17 protein-coding genes are annotated in these 18,490 nt (G+C 42.8%); 10 read left to right on the top strand and 7 right to left on the bottom strand.

Annotation, left to right across the window (positions count from 1 at the left end):
• Positions 1-344: 344 nt before the first annotated feature.
• From erpA to C8D84_RS04975, 8 genes are all read left to right on the top strand, one after another.
• Positions 345-725, top strand: a complete 381-nt coding sequence (gene erpA, locus C8D84_RS05010; RefSeq protein ID WP_045443732.1) for an iron-sulfur cluster insertion protein ErpA — start codon at positions 345-347, stop codon at positions 723-725.
• Between the two features lie 349 nt (positions 726-1,074).
• Positions 1,075-2,649 (top strand): glutamate--cysteine ligase, encoded by a 1,575-nt coding sequence (gene gshA, locus C8D84_RS05005; RefSeq protein ID WP_109590537.1) that lies wholly within the window; start codon positions 1,075-1,077, stop codon positions 2,647-2,649.
• Between the two features lie 97 nt (positions 2,650-2,746).
• Complete coding sequence (locus C8D84_RS05000; RefSeq protein ID WP_109590535.1) at positions 2,747-3,274, top strand: disulfide bond formation protein B; 528 nt, start codon at positions 2,747-2,749, stop codon at positions 3,272-3,274.
• 489 nt (positions 3,275-3,763) lie between these two features.
• Positions 3,764-4,402, top strand: a complete 639-nt coding sequence (locus tag C8D84_RS04995; protein WP_109590752.1) for a copper resistance protein NlpE N-terminal domain-containing protein — start codon at positions 3,764-3,766, stop codon at positions 4,400-4,402.
• Between the two features lie 426 nt (positions 4,403-4,828).
• Entirely contained in the window at positions 4,829-6,334 is a 1,506-nt protein-coding gene (gene mpl, locus C8D84_RS04990; RefSeq protein WP_109590533.1) for a UDP-N-acetylmuramate:L-alanyl-gamma-D-glutamyl-meso-diaminopimelate ligase, read from the top strand.
• Positions 6,335-6,703: 369 nt separating this feature from the next.
• Positions 6,704-6,958, top strand: a complete 255-nt coding sequence (locus C8D84_RS04985) for a GlsB/YeaQ/YmgE family stress response membrane protein (protein ID WP_109590531.1) — start codon at positions 6,704-6,706, stop codon at positions 6,956-6,958.
• 314 nt (positions 6,959-7,272) lie between these two features.
• The gene (gene def, locus C8D84_RS04980) at positions 7,273-7,827 is read left to right on the top strand and encodes a peptide deformylase (RefSeq protein WP_045442956.1); all 555 of its coding nucleotides are present in this window, start codon (positions 7,273-7,275) and stop codon (positions 7,825-7,827) included.
• 164 nt (positions 7,828-7,991) lie between these two features.
• Positions 7,992-9,167: a type III PLP-dependent enzyme gene (locus tag C8D84_RS04975; RefSeq protein WP_109590750.1), complete on the top strand. Its 1,176-nt coding sequence runs from the start codon at positions 7,992-7,994 to the stop codon at positions 9,165-9,167.
• A gap of 94 nt (positions 9,168-9,261) precedes the next feature.
• On the opposite strand, the gene C8D84_RS04970 is transcribed toward C8D84_RS04975, so the two are convergent.
• The 5 genes from C8D84_RS04970 to dnaJ form a co-directional block, all read right to left on the bottom strand.
• Positions 9,262-10,113 carry a hypothetical protein gene (locus C8D84_RS04970; protein ID WP_109590529.1) on the bottom strand — a complete coding sequence of 284 codons (852 nt, stop codon included), beginning with the start codon at positions 10,111-10,113 and terminating at the stop codon, positions 9,262-9,264.
• Positions 10,097-10,594 (bottom strand): PIN domain-containing protein, encoded by a 498-nt coding sequence (locus tag C8D84_RS04965; RefSeq protein WP_109590527.1) that lies wholly within the window; start codon positions 10,592-10,594, stop codon positions 10,097-10,099. The genes C8D84_RS04970 and C8D84_RS04965 overlap by 17 nt, the downstream gene beginning before the upstream one ends.
• Positions 10,595-11,947, bottom strand: coding sequence for an AAA family ATPase (locus tag C8D84_RS04960; protein ID WP_109590748.1), 1,353 nt, complete (start codon positions 11,945-11,947; stop codon positions 10,595-10,597).
• A 38-nt stretch (positions 11,948-11,985) separates the two neighbouring features.
• Positions 11,986-12,834: a 4-hydroxy-tetrahydrodipicolinate reductase gene (gene dapB, locus C8D84_RS04955; RefSeq protein WP_109590525.1), complete on the bottom strand. Its 849-nt coding sequence runs from the start codon at positions 12,832-12,834 to the stop codon at positions 11,986-11,988.
• Positions 12,835-13,016: 182 nt separating this feature from the next.
• Entirely contained in the window at positions 13,017-14,147 is a 1,131-nt protein-coding gene (gene dnaJ / locus C8D84_RS04950) for a molecular chaperone DnaJ (protein WP_109590523.1), read from the bottom strand.
• Between the two features lie 301 nt (positions 14,148-14,448).
• Between dnaJ and C8D84_RS04945 the strand changes: the two genes are divergently transcribed.
• Positions 14,449-15,243: a DUF2939 domain-containing protein gene (locus C8D84_RS04945; protein ID WP_228244474.1), complete on the top strand. Its 795-nt coding sequence runs from the start codon at positions 14,449-14,451 to the stop codon at positions 15,241-15,243.
• A gap of 136 nt (positions 15,244-15,379) precedes the next feature.
• On the opposite strand, the gene C8D84_RS04940 is transcribed toward C8D84_RS04945, so the two are convergent.
• Positions 15,380-16,444, bottom strand: coding sequence for a disulfide isomerase DsbC N-terminal domain-containing protein (locus C8D84_RS04940; RefSeq protein WP_109590521.1), 1,065 nt, complete (start codon positions 16,442-16,444; stop codon positions 15,380-15,382).
• A 450-nt stretch (positions 16,445-16,894) separates the two neighbouring features.
• Entirely contained in the window at positions 16,895-17,599 is a 705-nt protein-coding gene (locus C8D84_RS04935) for a pseudouridine synthase (RefSeq protein WP_045442943.1), read from the bottom strand.
• A gap of 196 nt (positions 17,600-17,795) precedes the next feature.
• On the opposite strand from C8D84_RS04935, the gene C8D84_RS04930 reads away from it, so the two are divergent.
• A complete protein-coding gene (locus C8D84_RS04930; protein WP_109590519.1) occupies positions 17,796-18,398 on the top strand; it encodes a YigZ family protein in 603 nt (200 codons plus the stop codon).
• The last annotated feature ends 92 nt before the right edge of the window (positions 18,399-18,490 follow it).

Raw genomic sequence — 18,490 nt, 5'->3', positions numbered from 1 at the left:
CAAAACCAAGTGTTTATTCGCACAAAAAGTCTTTCTCTTAGCATGAGTTTATGGGGATAATAACCGCTAGTATCAATCAGCCACCTTCAGCCAGTAGCGTCACTCTTGACAAACGAATCAATACCCCCATTATGATATACTGCGATGAGATAAGTGCCCGTTATCAACCAAATCGTTGTAATGACACAGATATCATATTTATAATGCGCCATTAGTCATACCAATAGCAGCGCCATAATAACAGCACCCAATTGAATCAAACGCCGTGCGTATCTTTATTTGCAACTATTTCATTGCAAACCCTAACTGGACGACCGCATTTGATCCTAGCAACTGAGGTAGATATGAACGAATCAGCCAACCAATTTAATCCAAGCGCCAGCCAGCCAGTAGATCCAACTGTTTTAAGCTTAACCGATAGCGCCGCACAAAAGGTGCGACGTCTACGTGAAGAAGAAGGCGACAGCGATCTGATGTTACGTGTCTATGTGACGGGCGGCGGCTGCTCAGGTTTTTCTTACGGCTTTAACTTCGCCAATGAGCTGAATGAAGACGATGCCAATTTTGATAATGACGATGTGACCTTGGTCGTCGATTCACTAAGCTATCAGTATTTACAAGGCTCTACCGTTGACTATACTGAGGGGTTAGAGGGCGCACGCTTTATCGTCACCAATCCAAATGCCACCACCACGTGTGGCTGTGGCTCATCCTTCTCTATTTAAGTTGGCGAGACGCATGACTTTTGATCAAGATACCTTCCTCGTTAGTCAACGCTATCATAAACAGCTTAACGTCGTACTTTTGAAGCATCTATCTCGTAGGTAGATGCTTCTTGTTTTATGCGTTTTTTAGAAAACAGTAACGCGCTGTCCATAAAATTTTTTATTGAAATACCTATTAAAATCAAGATGAATGAGCGCCTGTAAAGCTTATCGTATTTGTAATTGTCCGTGGTTTTCAGGGCAGCTTTGAGCTAAACTGACGGCATTCTTAATCCAATATTTACCTTCATTATGGTCAAACGCCAGTCGTGTTTTGAGCCGCCATAATAAATAACAATAGATGACTATTATGAGTAATTTTGCGAGTAGCTTTGTGAATTTTGACATTCCTAATTGGTTTGATAGCAAGCATTTAACGGGCATGCTTCGCGGTATCGAAAAAGAAGGGCTGCGCGTAAGACCCGATGGCTACTTGGCTCAGACACCTCATCCAGCCAAACTTGGCTCAAAGCTCACCCATCCGTTTATCACAACTGATTATTCAGAAAGCCTACTTGAGCTAATTACTGATCCCAAAACCTCACCAAAAGAGACGCTAAACATGCTGCGTCAGTTGCATGTATTGGTCTATCAAGCCATGCCTGAAGGTGAGCTGATGTGGCCGCTGTCTATGCCTTGTATGCTGTCATCGAATGATGAAGACATCCCACTGGCTGATTATGGCAGCTCTAATACAGGTAAGCTCAAGACGCTATACCGTAGCGGGCTTGGTATCCGCTATGGTCGCCGCATGCAAACGATTGCAGGTTTGCATTATAACTTGTCTTTTGGTGACGGATTATTTGAAGTCTGGCAAGCTGAAATGCCTGCTGCACAAGCGCAAACGCTGACAGAATTTAAAAACGAAAAGTACTTAGGGCTTATCCGTAACTTTAAGCGGCTGACCAGTTTGGTACTGTATTTACTGGGTGCTAGCCCTAGCGTTTGCCCTTGTTTCTTAGCTGGTCGTGAGCATGATTTAGAGCTGCTGAACGACTCAACCTATTATAAGCCTGCTGCCACCAGCCTACGTATGGGCAAGCTTGGTTATACCAATAGTGTGCAAGAACAGCTCGATATTCGTTATAACTATCTGCCAGAGTATGTCGATGGACTGCGCCGTGCGATTCAGACTCCGCACGAAAGCTTTGCCAAGCTTGGCTTAGATGATGCCGATGGCAACCCTATCCAAATCAACAATCATATTTTACAAATAGAAAATGAATACTATAGCCCTATTCGTCCCAAACAAATCGCGATGAGTGGCGAGACACCGACCGAAGCATTAGAGCGCCGCGGTATCGCCTATGTTGAGTTCCGTGCAATCGATCTAGATCCTTATAGCGATGTCGGTATTCGTCTGTCTAGCGCCTGTTTCTTAGAGGTTATGGCGCTGTACTGTCTGCTGAGCGCCTCACCTGATCTATTACCTGAGGAAGAAGAGACCCTAGCCATCAATCTTGAACGCGTGGTAAACGAAGGTCGACGCGAAGGCTTACACATTATAAACAACGGCGAAGAGCAACTGCTTGAGAGCTGGATGCTGGTGCATTTAGAACGTATGCAACCACTTGCCGCGCTACTTGATGCGCATTATGGCGGCAACGATTACCGGGCAGCAGTCGCGTTAATGCAAGGCAAAGCAGGGCACTCTGAATCAACCATTTCAGCACAAGTAAACTCTGATAGTCAGCGTTTAGGCAGCTTATGGCAGCTTGGCTTTACCTTGGCGCAGCAGCATCGTGAGTCTTTATTACAGCAAACGCTTAGCCCAAACACCCAAGCCAAATACGAAGTGTTGGCAGAAAAATCGATATTACAGCAAGCTGAGATTGAAAAAGCCGAAACGGAAGATTTTATGGAATTTTTACAGCAGTATCGCTAAGTTTTGATTGCTGAGCTTTGATTACTGAGTTTTGAGTACTAAATTCTGACCGCCACTTAACGTGTATAGATGACTACTTTATAAGAGTAACTGCCCGATGCTAAAGCTGACCACTTACCGCAATTTGCAAATATTTTTGGTGATAATAGCCGTAATAGGTATGAGTTTTGCGCTGTTTTTTCTACAGCGCTATATGGGATTTTCGCCTTGCCCATTGTGTATTTTTCAGCGTATTGGCCTCATAATCATGGGCAGTTTTGCTTTGATAGCGGCATTATTCAATCCTAAATCTAAGGCCGTTAGACTGGTATTGTGGCTTGGTAGCTTAGCAGGTATCGGTTGGGCGACCGCCGTGGCTGGACGACATGTTTGGCTACAGCATCTACCTGCCGATCAAGTACCTTCTTGTGGCCCAGGGCTGGATTATTGGTTAGATACGCTACCGATTTTGCAAGTATTTAAAGAAGTTTTTGCAGGTTCTGGCGAATGTGCCTCTGTTGAGTGGACATTTATGGGTCTAAGTATTCCTGAACAATCTTTGATTCTATTTATTCTGCTATTGGTGGTACACGTGTTGATATTATGGCGCATTTTACGACCTGTTGCCCCTAGCCGCCTTGCTTGATAGCGAATTAGCCCATACGTTGCTTTTTGCTATATCCTTCGTTTTTGCTATATCCATTTTTCCAAACGAACAGGCGTGTTTATTACTAAACGTCTGTTCTTTAATGAGCCACTATTAAATATCTCCGATAATTTTGGTTCGTCATATCTATCAATGTTAAACCATTATTCTTAGCTCATGGCTAAACCTATCATAACAAAAAGGCCACAGAGATATCTTTAACCTTTGATATCTTGACACAGTTTATTTGCTTTTTGATGGGTAAAATAGCGTTTTAAATATCCATCACTGTTGACTGATTGGCGATAGGCTACCGATAGCTTCTTCTCGCCGCCTAGCCTCAGATGGCACTTGTAGTCTCGTAGTCTTCTACTCTAATTTAAACATTTATCCTTCCTATTATCTTTCCTTTTTGACAACGTATTGAGTTGTCGATAGTGTCGATAATCATTTGGAATGACTATTAAAAAACTGTTTTTTGGTGTGACCATGATATATTTTTTGCCTACTTGTTCTAACACGCTAACTATCCTCAAACGCGGTGGTCGTTGTTTGCTAGCGCTGCCCCTCTGTGTGCTGCTCATCGGCTGTGATAGTACCTCGTCTAGCGGCGATAAAGGTATGACGACTAAGGTCGCCCCTATCGATCATGTAGAAGAGAACAGCGCACAAGCTAGCGCAGAGAACTTGCCAGAGACCAATCTATTAAATGCGGGTAGTGAGCTAGATAAAGTGTCAGAAGGACAATCGCTGATCGCGGCTGCCCAATCGAGTAACGGTACATATCCCCATCAATCGCTGACACGCTCAGAGCCGGGTAATGGCACGTTACAAGCCACGTTAATGGGCGATTATGGTGGCATGGTACCCTGTAAATCTTGTGATAGCACTGATATTACATTGAATTTGTTCGCTGATGGTTCAGTGCTAAAAACCAGTATAGATAACAATCCCGAAATGCCGAATGTACCCCTGTTTGAGCCTGGTGTTTATCGTCAAGACAATGATATGATTACGATTGTCTATGAAGACAAAAACATTGAAGCGTATCATATTCAAGACAATCATCTTGTCTTAATGGATGAACATAAAAAACCTAACAATGACTACACCCTGTCGCGTAAATAATAAAATAGCCGCATAAACATTTAGAGGCTCTAAATTTTAGGTGCTCTGAATATAGTGATGCTCAATGAGCAAAACCATCCTTTTAATAACGCCTACTTGTTGGGCGTTTTTTATTGGTCATCATGCAGTGTTTACTTTACAATAAGGACTTGTTTTCGACGCTGCTATTTGGCGAACCTATACTGTTTTTGTGACAGAATATAGGGTCGAAGCAATATAAAGTAGAGATAAGGCAAGCGGGCGTCAATAGTACGTTTGGTACATGAAGCACGGTTAACGCTGTCACCATTTATGATATTTTAATTATAGCCAAGACTGATGATCATTAGGTTGAGCGTATCCTAGAATACACCACAGTTAATATCGGTAACTTTTGGGATAATGCTCCATTTTTATTCTTTTAATTTAAGCTCGTACGGAACGTCTATGCATATTCATATTCTTGGTATTTGTGGTACTTTTATGGGCTCACTGGCATTGCTAGCGCGCGAGCTTGGGCATACGGTCACGGGCTCAGATGCCAACGTTTATCCGCCGATGTCCACCCAACTGGAAAACGCGGGCGTGACCATTGAGCAAGGCTATCTGGTAAAGCATTTACAACCAGCACCAGATTTAGTCGTCGTCGGTAATGCCATGAAGCGCGGTATGGATGTCATCGAATATATGCTGGATACAGGTCTACGCTATACCTCAGGACCACAGTTTTTATCTGAGCAGGTATTACAATCGCGTCATGTGATAGCCGTTGCCGGTACTCACGGTAAAACCACGACGACGACTATGCTCGCTTGGATATTGCACTATGCGGGTATCGACACTGGGTTTTTAATCGGCGGTGTGCCACTGGTTGATACCACTGATGAGCATTTACAGCACGTCTTCGCTCACAGCAGTTATTTGGGTGCGGACAAAATTGATAATGACGATTCGGTAAATACTGGCTATTTCGTTATCGAAGCGGATGAATACGATTCTGCATTTTTTGATAAGCGCTCAAAGTTCGTTCATTACCGTCCGCGTACGGCTATTTTAAATAACCTAGAATTTGATCATGCGGATATTTTTGCGGATCTTGAGGCTATTCAGACCCAATTCCATCATATGGTGCGCATGATTCCAAGCATGGGCAAAATCATTATGCCTACAGCGACTACCAGCTTAGAGGAGACGTTAGCGAAAGGGGTTTGGACACCCGTTTGGCGGACAGCCGTACTGGATTCAGCAGCAAACGCTACTAATGTAGAAGATGAGAATTTAGACAATAACAGCGAATGGCAGGCTGAGCTTATCAGCGAAGATGGTGGTCAATTTGCGGTTAGTTTTGCGGCTGATATTGCTGATAAAGAAGCCACGGGAGTCGTCGATTGGTCGATGAGCGGCATTCACAATGTCAATAATGCCTTGGTTGCTGTCGCAGCAGCTTATAACATCGGCGTCAGTGTAAAAACTGCGTGCGCGGCGTTATCAGCATTTGCTGGCATTAAACGTCGGATGGAGCTGCTTGGCGATGTCAATGATATCTTAGTCTTTGATGATTTTGCTCATCACCCTACAGCCATTACTACGACTTTAGATGGTGCCAAGAAGAAACTGGTAGACAGACGCATTTGGGCGATTATTGAACCCCGTAGTAACACCATGAAAATGGGCATTCATCAAGACAGCTTGGCTGAGTCTGCTGCTCTCGCCGATCATACCTTATGGTATGAGCCGACAGGACTGGAGTGGGGTTTAAAAGAAGTCATTGCAAATGCCAATAGCGCAAATCCTAACATGGGCAACCAACAGGTGCTCTCTAGTATCGATGCTATCATCGAGCATATCGACACGCATGCAAAAGCGGGTGACGCCATTGTGATTATGTCGAATGGCGGTTTTGAAGGTATTCATCAACGCTTATTAACTGTGCTACGTAATAAAGCCACTTAATAAAGCTACATAACAAATAATCTAGCTGGTTTATTTCTGGTGTTAAATAAGAGCGTTGCTTATTATAAATGAGCAACGTTTTTTTATGATCAGCTTTTTCCGATTACTTGCAATTACTGTAGAGAGGAGCAACACTAGGGAGCGTTGATATCCAAAAATGCTTTAATATATAGACGGCGTTTTCGACTTCACTACCTTTGTAACCTTTCATTTACCTATTCTACCTGCATATTAGCAAATCTACGATTTTCCTCACATAGCTCATACACTGGTAACATTTCGCGCTTACCTTTACGTCTATACAGTGCTTACAATGAGCTTATCAAAATTGATTAACTATTATAAATGATAATAAATTAGGAGAATAATATGAGCTTTATTTGGATGATTATTGTAGGTCTGGTTGCAGGTTTATTGGCACGAGCTATCAAGCCAGGTAGCGACCCGATGGGCTGGATAATGACCATTGTATTGGGTATCGTCGGTGCTTTATTAGGTGGCTTCTTAGCTAGTCTTATCGGTATCAATGCTGATGGCGGCTTTACTGGTTTGATATTCTCAGTAATCGGTGCGATCATCCTGTTATTTATCTATGAGATGATTATGAGCAAACGTGGCGCATAACTTTGCACTTTTGGTCAGATGTTTTGGTTGCCCCAAGTGACTTTAATGAATCAGAAGTGACTTGATCCACTAAACTCAATTTACTAAAAAGCAACTCTACTTATGCAAGTCAGATTACATCTAATCTAGCTTATATAAATCAAAAAGCCTTGCGAATTGCAGGGCTTTTTTATGCCTATAATAAAAGCGACCTCCTTGATTTTTTACAATGATAAAAAGCAATAATTGTGCGAAAGTATTGATAAGCATTACTTTTGTCCCCATTTATCCTATAATATCAACCCTATTTTATCCCTATCATTGAGGTGAGCGTTATGGCTTTACTCCCTATTTTAAATTACCCAGACCCGCGCCTGCGTACTATTGCTACGCCTGTTAAGGAAGTGACTGCTGAAATCAAAACCTTAATCGCTGATATGATTGAGACGATGTATGAGGCACAAGGTATCGGTTTGGCGGCAAGCCAAGTGGATCGTCATATTCAGCTCATCGTTATGGATCTGTCTGAAGATAAAAATAGCCCTAGAGTTTTTATCAATCCAAAGGTGACACCATTGGTAGAAGAGAAACAGCCCTATGAAGAAGGTTGTTTGTCCGTACCTGAAGTCTATGATAGTGTTGAGCGCCCGAACAAAGTGCGTATTGAAGCCTTAGATGAGAATGGTCAAAAAATCGATGAAGAAGTAGAAGGCTTACTCGCGGTATGTATCCAACATGAAATGGATCATTTAAATGGGGTCATATTCGTCGATTATTTATCACGTCTCAAGCAAACTCGTGCTCGCGATAAAGTGCGTAAAATCGTTAAAATACGCGAAAAACAAGGCGAACAAATGGCGGATAAACAGCCGCAGCCCAGCCATTCTTAGTCCATTCATCATCTAAGCTATTTTTACGTCATTTAATCAGCATGGACGCAAGGTTTTATCACCTGTGAGATGCGTGATGACACTAATGTGAGATGACAATGACGTGATTCGAGCATTTACTCTTTAACACCTACTGTCTTTATTAAAGGTTCCCTACCATGACCATGATCAAAATTGACCAATATTTTGACCCTGCCGGCTGGCAGAAATTCACTCAAGCTGCTGAAGGTCGCGAGACGCCATTTTTGGTCGTGGACCTTAGCCGTATCAAAACCAAATATCATGAAATGGTTGGGTTTTTTCCCCATGCTAAAATCCATTATGCAATGAAAGCCAGTCCTGCTGTTGAAGTGATTAACTTGCTTGCTGATCTTGGTTCGAACTTTGATTGTGCCTCCATCTATGAGCTTGATCGCGTATTAGACTGCGGCGTTGAGCCATCGCGTATCTCTTATGGCAATACCATTAAAAAAGCGGAGCATGTCAAATATGCCTTTGAAAAAGGTATTGACTTGTATGCGACCGACTCAGAAGCGGATCTAAAAAATATTGCCAAGCACGCCCCTGGTTCAAAAATCTTTGTGCGTATCTTAGTACAAGGCTCTGAGACCGCTGAATGGCCATTGTCTCGTAAGTTTGGTTGTCATCCCAATATGGCGATTGAGCTGTTGATTCAAGCTCGTGATTTGGGTCTAGTGCCTTATGGAATCTCATTCCACGTTGGTAGTCAGCAAAAAGACGTTGCCGCTTGGGATGATGCACTAGCCAAGGTCAAATACATGTTTGACTGGATGAAAAACGAAGAAGATATTAAGCTACAAATGATCAATTTGGGTGGCGGCTTTCCAGCCAACTATATCAGTGAAGTGAACCCTATAAAAGTCTACGCTGAAGAGATCACTCGTTATTTGACAGACGACTATAGTGAAGAAGATATGCCTGAGATTATCCTTGAGCCAGGTCGTTCATTGGTTGGTGGATCGGGCGTATTGGTCAGTGATGTGGTGCTTATCTCGCGTAAATCGCACACGGATTTAACGCGTTGGGTGTATACCGATGTGGGCTTATTCCAAGGCTTAATCGAGACCTTGGGAGAGGCCATCAAGTATCCGGTTTATACGCCTAAGATGGAAACATCAACCAGCAAAGGCACTGTGGTACTGGCAGGTCCTACTTGTGATTCGACCGATATCATGTATGAAGAAGCGGGCTATCAATTGCCAGAAGAGCTGGAGATTGGTGATAAAATCTTTTGGTTGACCACGGGTGCGTATACTAACTCGTATTCATCTATTGAGTTCAATGGTTTTCCACCGTTAGAAGTGATCTACGTTGACTAATCTGCAATAGATTATTGTCGATAAAAAGGCGCGATAATGCTCATCACAGTATCGCGCCTTTTTTATGCCAAAAATAATATGAGTGAATGCAAGACTACTGCACCATTATCCAAATTGGTGTGTTTTTAGTACTATCAATGGCACGATTGCTACCATCACTTGCGCGTTGATTTTGGCTACTTTGAGAGATTTGTCCGATAGTTACCCATTGACCACGTGGGATAATAATGGTCGTGTCTAATCGTTGACCTTGAATGGCATGATTACTATTTTTCTGAGAAGTTGAATAGGAGCGTGCGAGTTTTTCTTCAACTTGTGACAATGTTACTTCGACTTGACCAGTCGGTAATAATCTTGGCGTAACCGTGATGCCTTGCGTCGTTGGTAGCAATACCTGCTGTTGAATGACAATCTGTACTGAAGGACTTTTATAATTTGTATAACGATTTACATCGTAGGTTTGATTCAGCGCATAAAGCGTCCCTGTACTGATGCTGGCGGCACTACCTGACAAGGTTTGTACTTGGTATAAATTATTTGTTTGCTGTTGGCTATTGCTTTGATGAATAATCCCTGACCCTTGAATACCACGATTGCTAATAATGACCTGCCCTTGCTCAATATTACCTTGGACGCTGCTATTATTGCCAACACGCACAGCGACCGTCAATGCCTGTGGCTGACCGTCAATCTGAGTCAATAACTGCTGTACCGCCTGATAGTTAGCGGCTGTCGTATGCAACACTAACTTGTCTTGATAGGTAGTAACTGTACCGCCGTCACGATTATTATTCAGTTGCTGACGAACAGCAGGTAATAATGTATCACCACCATAGGTATCAATGACGTAGGTTTGAAAAGTAGCTGCTTGTGCTGAGATATTGAGCGTTGAGAACACAATAACGCTTAGTAGAACTACTTTTATTGCTTTAGTAGGAGTGACCATAATGTATTAAGTCCGAATCAAGTGACCAAATAAATACCTGCACGTGCTTATTTCTATTGGCTTTGTTTTTATCTTGAATGTCTTCGTATTCTTTAATGATAGATAAATCTGTCAGGCTCATACCTTCATTCGGTTTAGTAGCAGTTTTATTTTGGCCAGCTCTGACAATAAACTCATTAATCCAATTACGCCATTCTAACTTTAGGTCAAAATTGCTAATCTCAAATGGCGAGCTACCATCAAACGTTTTTTGCATCATATCAACGAACTGTTTAGCAATTTCTCGGCGTGTATCTCCATTGCCATTTTGGCTGATATGGTTACCGACTTCTACTGCCACTACTAAAGGAATAATAAATCGACAGTTCGATTCAGCATAGGTTTTAAACTCATCTAAAACCTCGACTCTATTCTGATTTTTATTCGGAACATTCAATATATTTAATATTATGCTGGTATCTAATATACAAATATCTGCCATCTAATCAGCCCCCTGTAGCTGATTTAGCCAATCCAATGCTTGTTTTTTACGCTGCTCTGATGTGATTGGATGTTTTACAAAGCGCTCGACAATACCTTGAGTAACTAAGTCGCCAAGCGTTCCTTGAGCGACTAAGCCAAGATAATCATCTAAGTCTCCTAACCGCATCAACTTGCTATCACCTTCTTGCGGGTCTCTATAGCAAAATACAACATCTGCGAGGGCTTCATCTGGTAGGGCATCCATTAGCGCAGGATTATGCGTCGATAGTAACAAATTAAGCTTACGTTCTTCGGCATACTGACGCAGTAAGCTTAAAATAATATGCGCTCGTGTGGGATGAATACTATTATCAATCTCTTCAATGACTACTGTTGAACCTTCTGGCACAGAAAGGAGGGCAGCTGCAATGCCCAATACTTTTAACGTACCGTCTGATAGTAAATCCATTGTACGTTCAACAGAAGTACTCCCAAAGCTTTCAACTAGAGCAAACTCAATACGACCGCGATGATCTTTGTAAAATTTAATATCCGTAATATCTTGTTCTGGTAAGCTTTTAACTAATAACAATAACTTAGATTTGTTCTTTGCTTCTTCGCAGATATTATATAAAACTCCAGCGATATTAGAGCCATCTGGTCTTAAAATGTTATCTGCAATACTATCAATACGCATGTTATTTGGTACAAAATCAAAGAAAAAAGACTGTTTTAAAAACTCTCTAATATTATCAAAATCATCCCAAGCTTTATTTTTTCCCTCTTCAAGATGGTCTAAAATAGCGGTATGTTTATCAACCATGAGAAACTCAGAGATATCGCTATCTTTATTTTTATAAATAGTAATTTGATCATTTAGATTAGAACTGAGGAAGTTATTTAATCCATTATTGCGTTTTGCAATCTCATTTACTGCGTCTACTAAATCTATAGAGTAAAACTTAGAAAACTCAGAAAAGTAAGGATATATTAGCGATTTTAGTATAAATACTTTATCTTCTCTTGAGCGTATCACCTCACTTTTGAGTTCGATACTATTTGAACTTACTTCAAAAACACCTTCATACTCAAAATCTTCTTCGAGTTGAAAAATTAATGAAAATTGATCCATTGAGTTAAAAGCCAAGTCCTTAACACTACCCCGAACGACTTTATCACTATCGTTAACCCTATTTTTGAGCGTAGATAAGCGCTCGCCACCAGCCACCCAACTTAAAAAACGAAACGCTTCAATAGCATTGCTTTTACCTGACGCATTCGCCCCTATCAGTAAAGTCAAAGATGACAGCGGTAAGGTGGCTTCTTTATAGCTCTTAAAGTTTTTAATAGTGATACTAGCGTTATCTGTCATTGCCATCTCGCTTATAAGTAGATTATCTAAATCTTGCCTTACTCATTCAAACCCAATACATCCTGCATATTATATTGCCCGACTTCTTGTTTGATAACCCAAGTCGCGGCACGCACAGCACCCGCGGCAAAAGTCATACGCGCGCGGGCACGATGGGTAATTTCAACCACCTCACCATCGGCAATAAACATCACGGTATGATCGCCAATGATTTCACCGCCGCGAATGGCATGAATACCAATAGTACCTGCTTTGCGTTCGCCCGTTTGTCCTTCGCGGCCATAAACAGCGACGTCTTTTAGATTCTGTCCACGAGCTTCTGCCACGGCTTCTGCCATCATATATGCTGTGCCTGATGGCGCATCGATTTTATGCTTATGATGGGCTTCGATGACTTCTACATCGGCATCCTCGCCAAATGCCTTCGCTGCCATGTTGAGCAATTTCAATGACAGATTAACACCTGTTGAATAGTTACCAGCATAGACAATCGCAATTTTCTCGCTGGCTTTTGCCAATACTTGCTCTTGCTGCTCATTGAACCCTGTCGTCCCAATAACCATCGCGACATTGTTTGCCGCGCAAATCTGCATATTTTGCTCAGTGGCATCAGGCAAGCTAAAGTCAATCAGTACATCGATGTCATTAATGACAACTTTTAAATCATCGACAATTTGCACTTCTAAGCGACCGATAGCGGCGACTTCGCCAGCATCTGCACCAACAAGGCTTGAACCTTGACGTTCTATCGCGGCATTTAATATCGTTTTCGAGTTGTCTTGTACCGCTTCTATTAGCATACGCCCCATACGACCACCAGCACCAATAACCCCGACTTTGATGGCTCGTTTATTTGTATTTTCTTGCGCTGTTATCTGTTGGCTCATATTTTTACCCTAAAAGCTCTATATTAATAAGAAAGGTTTTAAATGTTATGATGCTAAGTTTAGCAAATATCACCACCTGAATGGTTTTTTATAACGTCAATAAAAACCCCCAGTGTTTCATGTGAAACACTGGGGGTTTTGTATCTAGTCATTTAACCAAACGGGTGAGTAAAATAACTCAGTTAATCAAATAAGTCACCAATTTTTTTAAAGAATGACTTCTTATGTGGCGACTGCTGATGCTTTCTATCACCGTCGAGCGTATCTTGGAACTGGCGCAACAGGTCTTTTTGCTCGCGAGTTAAGTTCACTGGGGTTTCGATAACCACACGGCAAATCAAATCACCTTTCATGGTGGTGCGTACTGGCGTCACGCCTTTGCCGCGCACACGTAGCAACTTACCACTTTGCGTGCCTTCTGCAACCTTGATTTTCACTTTACCATCTAGGGTTGGTATTTCGACCTCTTTACCCAGTGCTGCATCGGTGATGCTCACAGGTACATCCATATACAGATCCGCACCTTGACGGGTAAAGACATTATGCGGTTTTACGCGTACTTCAACGTATAAGTCGCCGTTTTGGACACCCGCGCCGCCCGCTTCACCTTCGCCTGCTAGACGGACGCGATCACCATCATCAACACCCGCTGGGATAGACACTTCTAGCGTACGTGATTTGTCTTTAACGCCATTACCGTGACAGTCAGAGCACGGATTTTTGATTTGTTTACCAGTGCCGCCGCAATGTGGGCAAGCCTGCTGCACGGCAAAAAATCCTTGCTGCATACGCACTTGACCTTGTCCATGACAGGTCTGACAAGTCACGATATCAGAGGCATTTTTTGCCCCTTTACCATCGCACGTGTCGCAAGGCGCAGGCGCAGTGAAACTGATTTCTTTTTTACAGCCACGTACCGCTTCTTCTAGCGTCAGCTCAATGACGTAACGCAAATCAGAACCACGGCGCGAACGTCCACCGCCACGCTGCTGACCGAAGATATCGCCGAAGTTGCCGAAGATATCACCGAAAATGTCTTGGAAGTTGCCACCACCTGCACCGCCAAAGCCACCGCCGCCCATGCCATTTTCGAAGGCTGAATGACCCATGCGATCATAAGCAGAGCGCTTCTCTTCGCTGCTTAGTACTTCGTAAGCCATCGATGCTTCTTTGAATTTATCCTCAGCATCTGGATCATCAGAGTTACGGTCAGGGTGATATTTCATAGCCAGCTTGCGGTAAGCTCGCTTAATTTCTTTGCTTTCAGCGGTCTTGCTCACACCTAATACTTCATAAAAATCGCGCTTACTCATGGGCTCTCCTATCGTCTTTACAGTCCACCGGACAGTCGATTCAGTAGTTCTAGTCAACCACCATCTTAATACGACTCACTATGGCACTCAAAGGTTTCACATGAAACATCATAAATAGTGAGAGAAAAGAGGTGATACTGCTATGAATCTTACAAGCGAATACGGCGGGATGCTGCTTAGCCAAATCAATTATTAAAAGTTTGCGCTATTTATGGAGATGCTATGGTGATTTATCAAGCGCTTAGGCAGGGAAAGTATCCACTATAGTGCGCTTGGCCATACAAAAAGGTTTTATTAAGGAATGAACAAAGGTTTTCATACCTTAAAAAGGCTCAGCCATGCTAATATTTATCGCTATATTTTTGGGTTTTTAGATTTATACTCACCAGTATTAAATCTGCCCATCATTACGTTTTTGTTTTGCGATAAGGGTTTGATTTTTATGAAGAAGCTGATTATTTTATTAATCGTCATTGCCGTCGCTGTCTATGCAGGCTCGCCCTATTACAGCGCTTATCAGCTTAAAAATGCCTACGATGCCAAAGACGGCACGACCATCGCAGCAGCGATCGACTATGAGCAGGTGCGACCTAGTATCCAAAACCAACTCACCAGTCAGTTTACGGCGACTATGGCCGATTATCCATTGGTCGCTGAGTTGGGCGGCGAGCCATTGACCCAAGCTGCCAATAGTTTTATCACGCAGGCGGTAGATGGTGCTATAACACCGCAAAACATCGAAAAAGTCATCGATACCCAAGGTCAGGCCAATACCGCAACTAAAGAGTTGGCCGCCGCATGGGCAATTGCCAGTAATCAAGTCGATCTCAAAAATTTGATTCAAAATCTTATCATCCAGCGCGGTGATGTGGATGCAGTGGTCAAAAGCCAAATGCAGCAAATCATGAAAAAACAAGCCGCTGAACTGGAGCAACAGGTAGCGCAAGGGTCGGACAGTGACAAGCCAACATTGGGCTATTGCGGTATTAATTGCTTCACTATTAGCGGTCAGGTAAAAGGTTATCCGCTCACCATCGAGATGCAGCGTAACGGTTTAATTGGTTGGAAAATCGTTGATATCGTGTTGCCACAATAGACTTGCTACCCCTAACGGTTAGAGGCAATAAAAAACCGCCACATAGATTACTTATGTGGCGGTTTTTTATTAATATTAAGGAATGTCATCTCTTAATACATTTTTTATTCATAACTTTATTAAACATCTATGTGAGCTACTGTACGCCCAAAAATTCTAAAAATTCAGGACTCTCAAAGCTCGCTTGAAACAGCACGCCATCTTCACGGTAGATAGCAGGCGTTGCCATCACCGCAAGCCCCGCTGCTTTTTCACGATTGGGCGTCACATGATCGGCTTTACAACTTGCTGGTGCAGGTGTCATCTCACCCTGCAACATTGCTTTATCAAAAGCTTTACGGCGGCTTTCCTCGTCACCTTGGCACCAAATGCCACGCATTTGCTCAGGGGACTGCTCGTATATCGGATAACCAATGGTTTTGACCGTCACACCTTTGGCATTAAGCATTGGAAGCTGTTGATGCAAGCGGCGGCAATAAGGACAGTTGACATCATTGGCCACATAAATAACCGCTCTCTCAGGGCCGGTCGCTGGATAATTAATCAGCTGGCTTTCATCTAAAGTCGCAAACACAGACTGATTTTTACGCTTTTCAAACTGCTCATCGAGTCCGATGAATTGACCATTTTCGATGACAGAAATCTCGCCATCAGTAATATATTGTGCATCATCCGATAGTAGAAAAGGCACGCCTTCTAATGTCGCACCCCAAATCACGCCTGGCACTGCAGTATAAAAGAACGGCGTCTTAGTGCTCATATTTTTCAGCGCATCCATATTCGCCAATATATCAGCTTTGACACTCGCACTGACAGGTTTGCCTGCCTGCGCACTGGTGCTACGCGCTGGTGTCTTGGTAACTACACGCTTGCTTGGATTCTTTTGTAGCTCGCCTTGAATGACATATTTGCCATCTTCAGTGATATGCAAAGGCAACTGCCCCGCCAAATTGACTTGATACATATTGGGTAAGTTGGACGGCACAATAGAGCTAATTTGTGTTTTGATCCCTGCCTGAGTAAGCAATTGGCGCAAGCGACTGTCAACAGACTTGCTAACAGTGCCAGCAGCTTTTGTATTTTGAGTACTCTGGCTAGCTTTTTGGTCAGTAGCGGCAGTATCACTAGACTGGGCACAGGCGGTGGTTGCCAATAACATGGCGCCAATTAAACTGGCGGATTTTAATAGAGATGATTTCACAGAGACAGTCCTATCTGGTTTTAACAAAAACAGCTTTTAATAACAGCGCGTTTCAGTAACAACGATTTTTAATACCCTTTAATTTTAACAACACTCATCTTAAGAATAGCTGTTTCTAATAATACTCGCTTCTAACAATATCGGTTTCTAACAATAACTACCTTTAATAAAAATAACGATATTATGTAAAAAAATAGATTAAAAAAAGATAGGCAGACTTTAGCACAAGGAATACTTTTGCAAAGGTTTAACGGCTCAATTTTGCAAAACTGCTACTGAGCTTTAAGAGATAGGCAACACAGTGTGCACGCGAGACATAACAGGGTAAAAGTGATAGATAAGAACTATAGTTAAAAACTATGGTTAAAACTACGGTCAAAAAAAGCAGCACACGTGAAGTGGCTGCTGATTGTAAAGAAGTGCTTGCGAGTTCATTTCAAGATGAAAAACTTAGAACTTAGCCACTTCTTCAGGTGTTAAAAAGCGACTGTCGCCTTTCTCTAATCCTTCCAAAGTAATATGACCGACACTAGCGCGATGCAGCTCAACCACTCTATTACCAAAGTAACCCATCATCCGTTTTACCTGATGATATTTACCTTGCTCAAGGGTCAAACGTGCATGGGTCTCGTCAATGAATTCGAGAACAGCAGGTTTTGTTTCTTCGTGGTCGCCTTCTAAAAGGATGCCTTCAGCGACTTCTTTGACGGCATTGGCTTGCGCCGCTTCATCCATCGCATCTGCTAAAGTCAGCTCATAAATTTTGGCATGTTCATGCTTAGGGCTGGTGACACGGTGCAACCATTTACCATCATCACTCATCAATAATGCGCCGGTGGTATCAACATCAAGGCGACCTGCAATGCGCAAGCTACCAAGCTCTGGCACCGCAATCAGCTCAGTGACAATTGGATGCTCTTTTACTTTCAGCGTACATTCAAAGCCTTCAGGCTTATGCAATAGAATATAACGACTGCCCGCAGCGACCGATAATGGCTCGCCTGCCCAAATCACATCGTCATTGACCACATCGACGTGGACGCCTGGGTCTTTGATGACCTGATCGTTTACCGTTACTTCACCAGCGTGCAGAATTTTTTTGGATTCTTTACGCGATAGCTCAGTGGCTTTACTCAAAAATTTATCTAGACGCATATATTGCCTACCATTCGTTTGATGATACCTACTTTACCGTAGCAGCTAACGACACCAGCACTCACACTGAGCTTGTCCGCTATCTTCATGGGTCAGAAGTGGTACTATAATAAAAAATTAAATGAACACTGCACCCAATATGGACGACAGTGAAAGTTAGACAAGTTTACCATATCCAACCTAGACCTGATGAAATATGAGCTATCAAACGCTAAAACGTGCTGTCACTGCGCGCTTAGAAATTAAAAAATCCGAGTTTATTGCTTACGCTTATCCTGTAACCTCGCGTGAGCAGGCAATGTTTCACGTGGAACAACTACGCGAGCAATATGCCGATGCGCGCCACCACTGCTGGGCGTATATCATTGGTGACCCTAATAACACTACCAGTGCTGGCTTTGATGATGATGGCGAGCCAAATGGTACGGCAGGTCGCCCGATATTAAATGTGTTGCAGCATAAAGCGATCGGTAACGTCATTATCATCGTCGTGCGTTATTTTGGCGGTATTAAACTGGGCGCAGGCGGTCTAACCCGTGCTTATGCAGGCGCAGCGCAAGCAGTCGTCGATGAGATGGATTTAAGCCCTTATGTGCCGATGGCGCAAGTGCAGATATTGGCAGAGTTTGCGACCGAAGCACAATGCCGCTATGTGGTCGACAGTTTAAACGGTAGCATTGATGATGTCGCTTATAGTAAACAAGTGACATTGACCGTGACGATTGCTGAGGCAGATATCGACCATTTAAAAGAACGTCTGGCGATGGATGGGCGCGTATTAGATGAATCGAAAAAGTGAATGAGTAACCATGCGTTCACTGAGCATTCACTAAATCTTATTGGTTTTGATAACTGGCATGGGTATGATAAGGCACTGATTGTTAAAGATGA

Source organism: Psychrobacter immobilis, assembly GCF_003148585.1.
Taxonomy (GTDB): domain Bacteria; phylum Pseudomonadota; class Gammaproteobacteria; order Pseudomonadales; family Moraxellaceae; genus Psychrobacter; species Psychrobacter immobilis.
The sequence above is the reverse complement of the archived record's forward strand: the minus strand, read 5'-3'. Positions and strand labels throughout refer to the sequence as shown.

What these genes read in the sequence shown, in the direction of transcription:
- erpA (WP_045443732.1), top strand. Translation starts at nt 345, where the DNA reads ATGAACGAATCAGCCAACCAATTTAATCCAAGCGCCAGCCAGCCAGTA.
- gshA (WP_109590537.1), top strand. Translation starts at nt 1,075, where the DNA reads ATGAGTAATTTTGCGAGTAGCTTTGTGAATTTTGACATTCCTAATTGG.
- C8D84_RS05000 (WP_109590535.1), top strand. Translation starts at nt 2,747, where the DNA reads ATGCTAAAGCTGACCACTTACCGCAATTTGCAAATATTTTTGGTGATA.
- C8D84_RS04995 (WP_109590752.1), top strand. Translation starts at nt 3,764, where the DNA reads ATGATATATTTTTTGCCTACTTGTTCTAACACGCTAACTATCCTCAAA.
- mpl (WP_109590533.1), top strand. Translation starts at nt 4,829, where the DNA reads ATGCATATTCATATTCTTGGTATTTGTGGTACTTTTATGGGCTCACTG.
- C8D84_RS04985 (WP_109590531.1), top strand. Translation starts at nt 6,704, where the DNA reads ATGAGCTTTATTTGGATGATTATTGTAGGTCTGGTTGCAGGTTTATTG.
- def (WP_045442956.1), top strand. Translation starts at nt 7,273, where the DNA reads ATGGCTTTACTCCCTATTTTAAATTACCCAGACCCGCGCCTGCGTACT.
- C8D84_RS04975 (WP_109590750.1), top strand. Translation starts at nt 7,992, where the DNA reads ATGATCAAAATTGACCAATATTTTGACCCTGCCGGCTGGCAGAAATTC.
- C8D84_RS04970 (WP_109590529.1), bottom strand. Translation starts at nt 10,113, where the DNA reads ATGGTCACTCCTACTAAAGCAATAAAAGTAGTTCTACTAAGCGTTATT.
- C8D84_RS04965 (WP_109590527.1), bottom strand. Translation starts at nt 10,594, where the DNA reads ATGGCAGATATTTGTATATTAGATACCAGCATAATATTAAATATATTG.
- C8D84_RS04960 (WP_109590748.1), bottom strand. Translation starts at nt 11,947, where the DNA reads ATGACAGATAACGCTAGTATCACTATTAAAAACTTTAAGAGCTATAAA.
- dapB (WP_109590525.1), bottom strand. Translation starts at nt 12,834, where the DNA reads ATGAGCCAACAGATAACAGCGCAAGAAAATACAAATAAACGAGCCATC.
- dnaJ (WP_109590523.1), bottom strand. Translation starts at nt 14,147, where the DNA reads ATGAGTAAGCGCGATTTTTATGAAGTATTAGGTGTGAGCAAGACCGCT.
- C8D84_RS04945 (WP_228244474.1), top strand. Translation starts at nt 14,449, where the DNA reads ATGAACAAAGGTTTTCATACCTTAAAAAGGCTCAGCCATGCTAATATT.
- C8D84_RS04935 (WP_045442943.1), bottom strand. Translation starts at nt 17,599, where the DNA reads ATGCGTCTAGATAAATTTTTGAGTAAAGCCACTGAGCTATCGCGTAAA.
- C8D84_RS04930 (WP_109590519.1), top strand. Translation starts at nt 17,796, where the DNA reads ATGAGCTATCAAACGCTAAAACGTGCTGTCACTGCGCGCTTAGAAATT.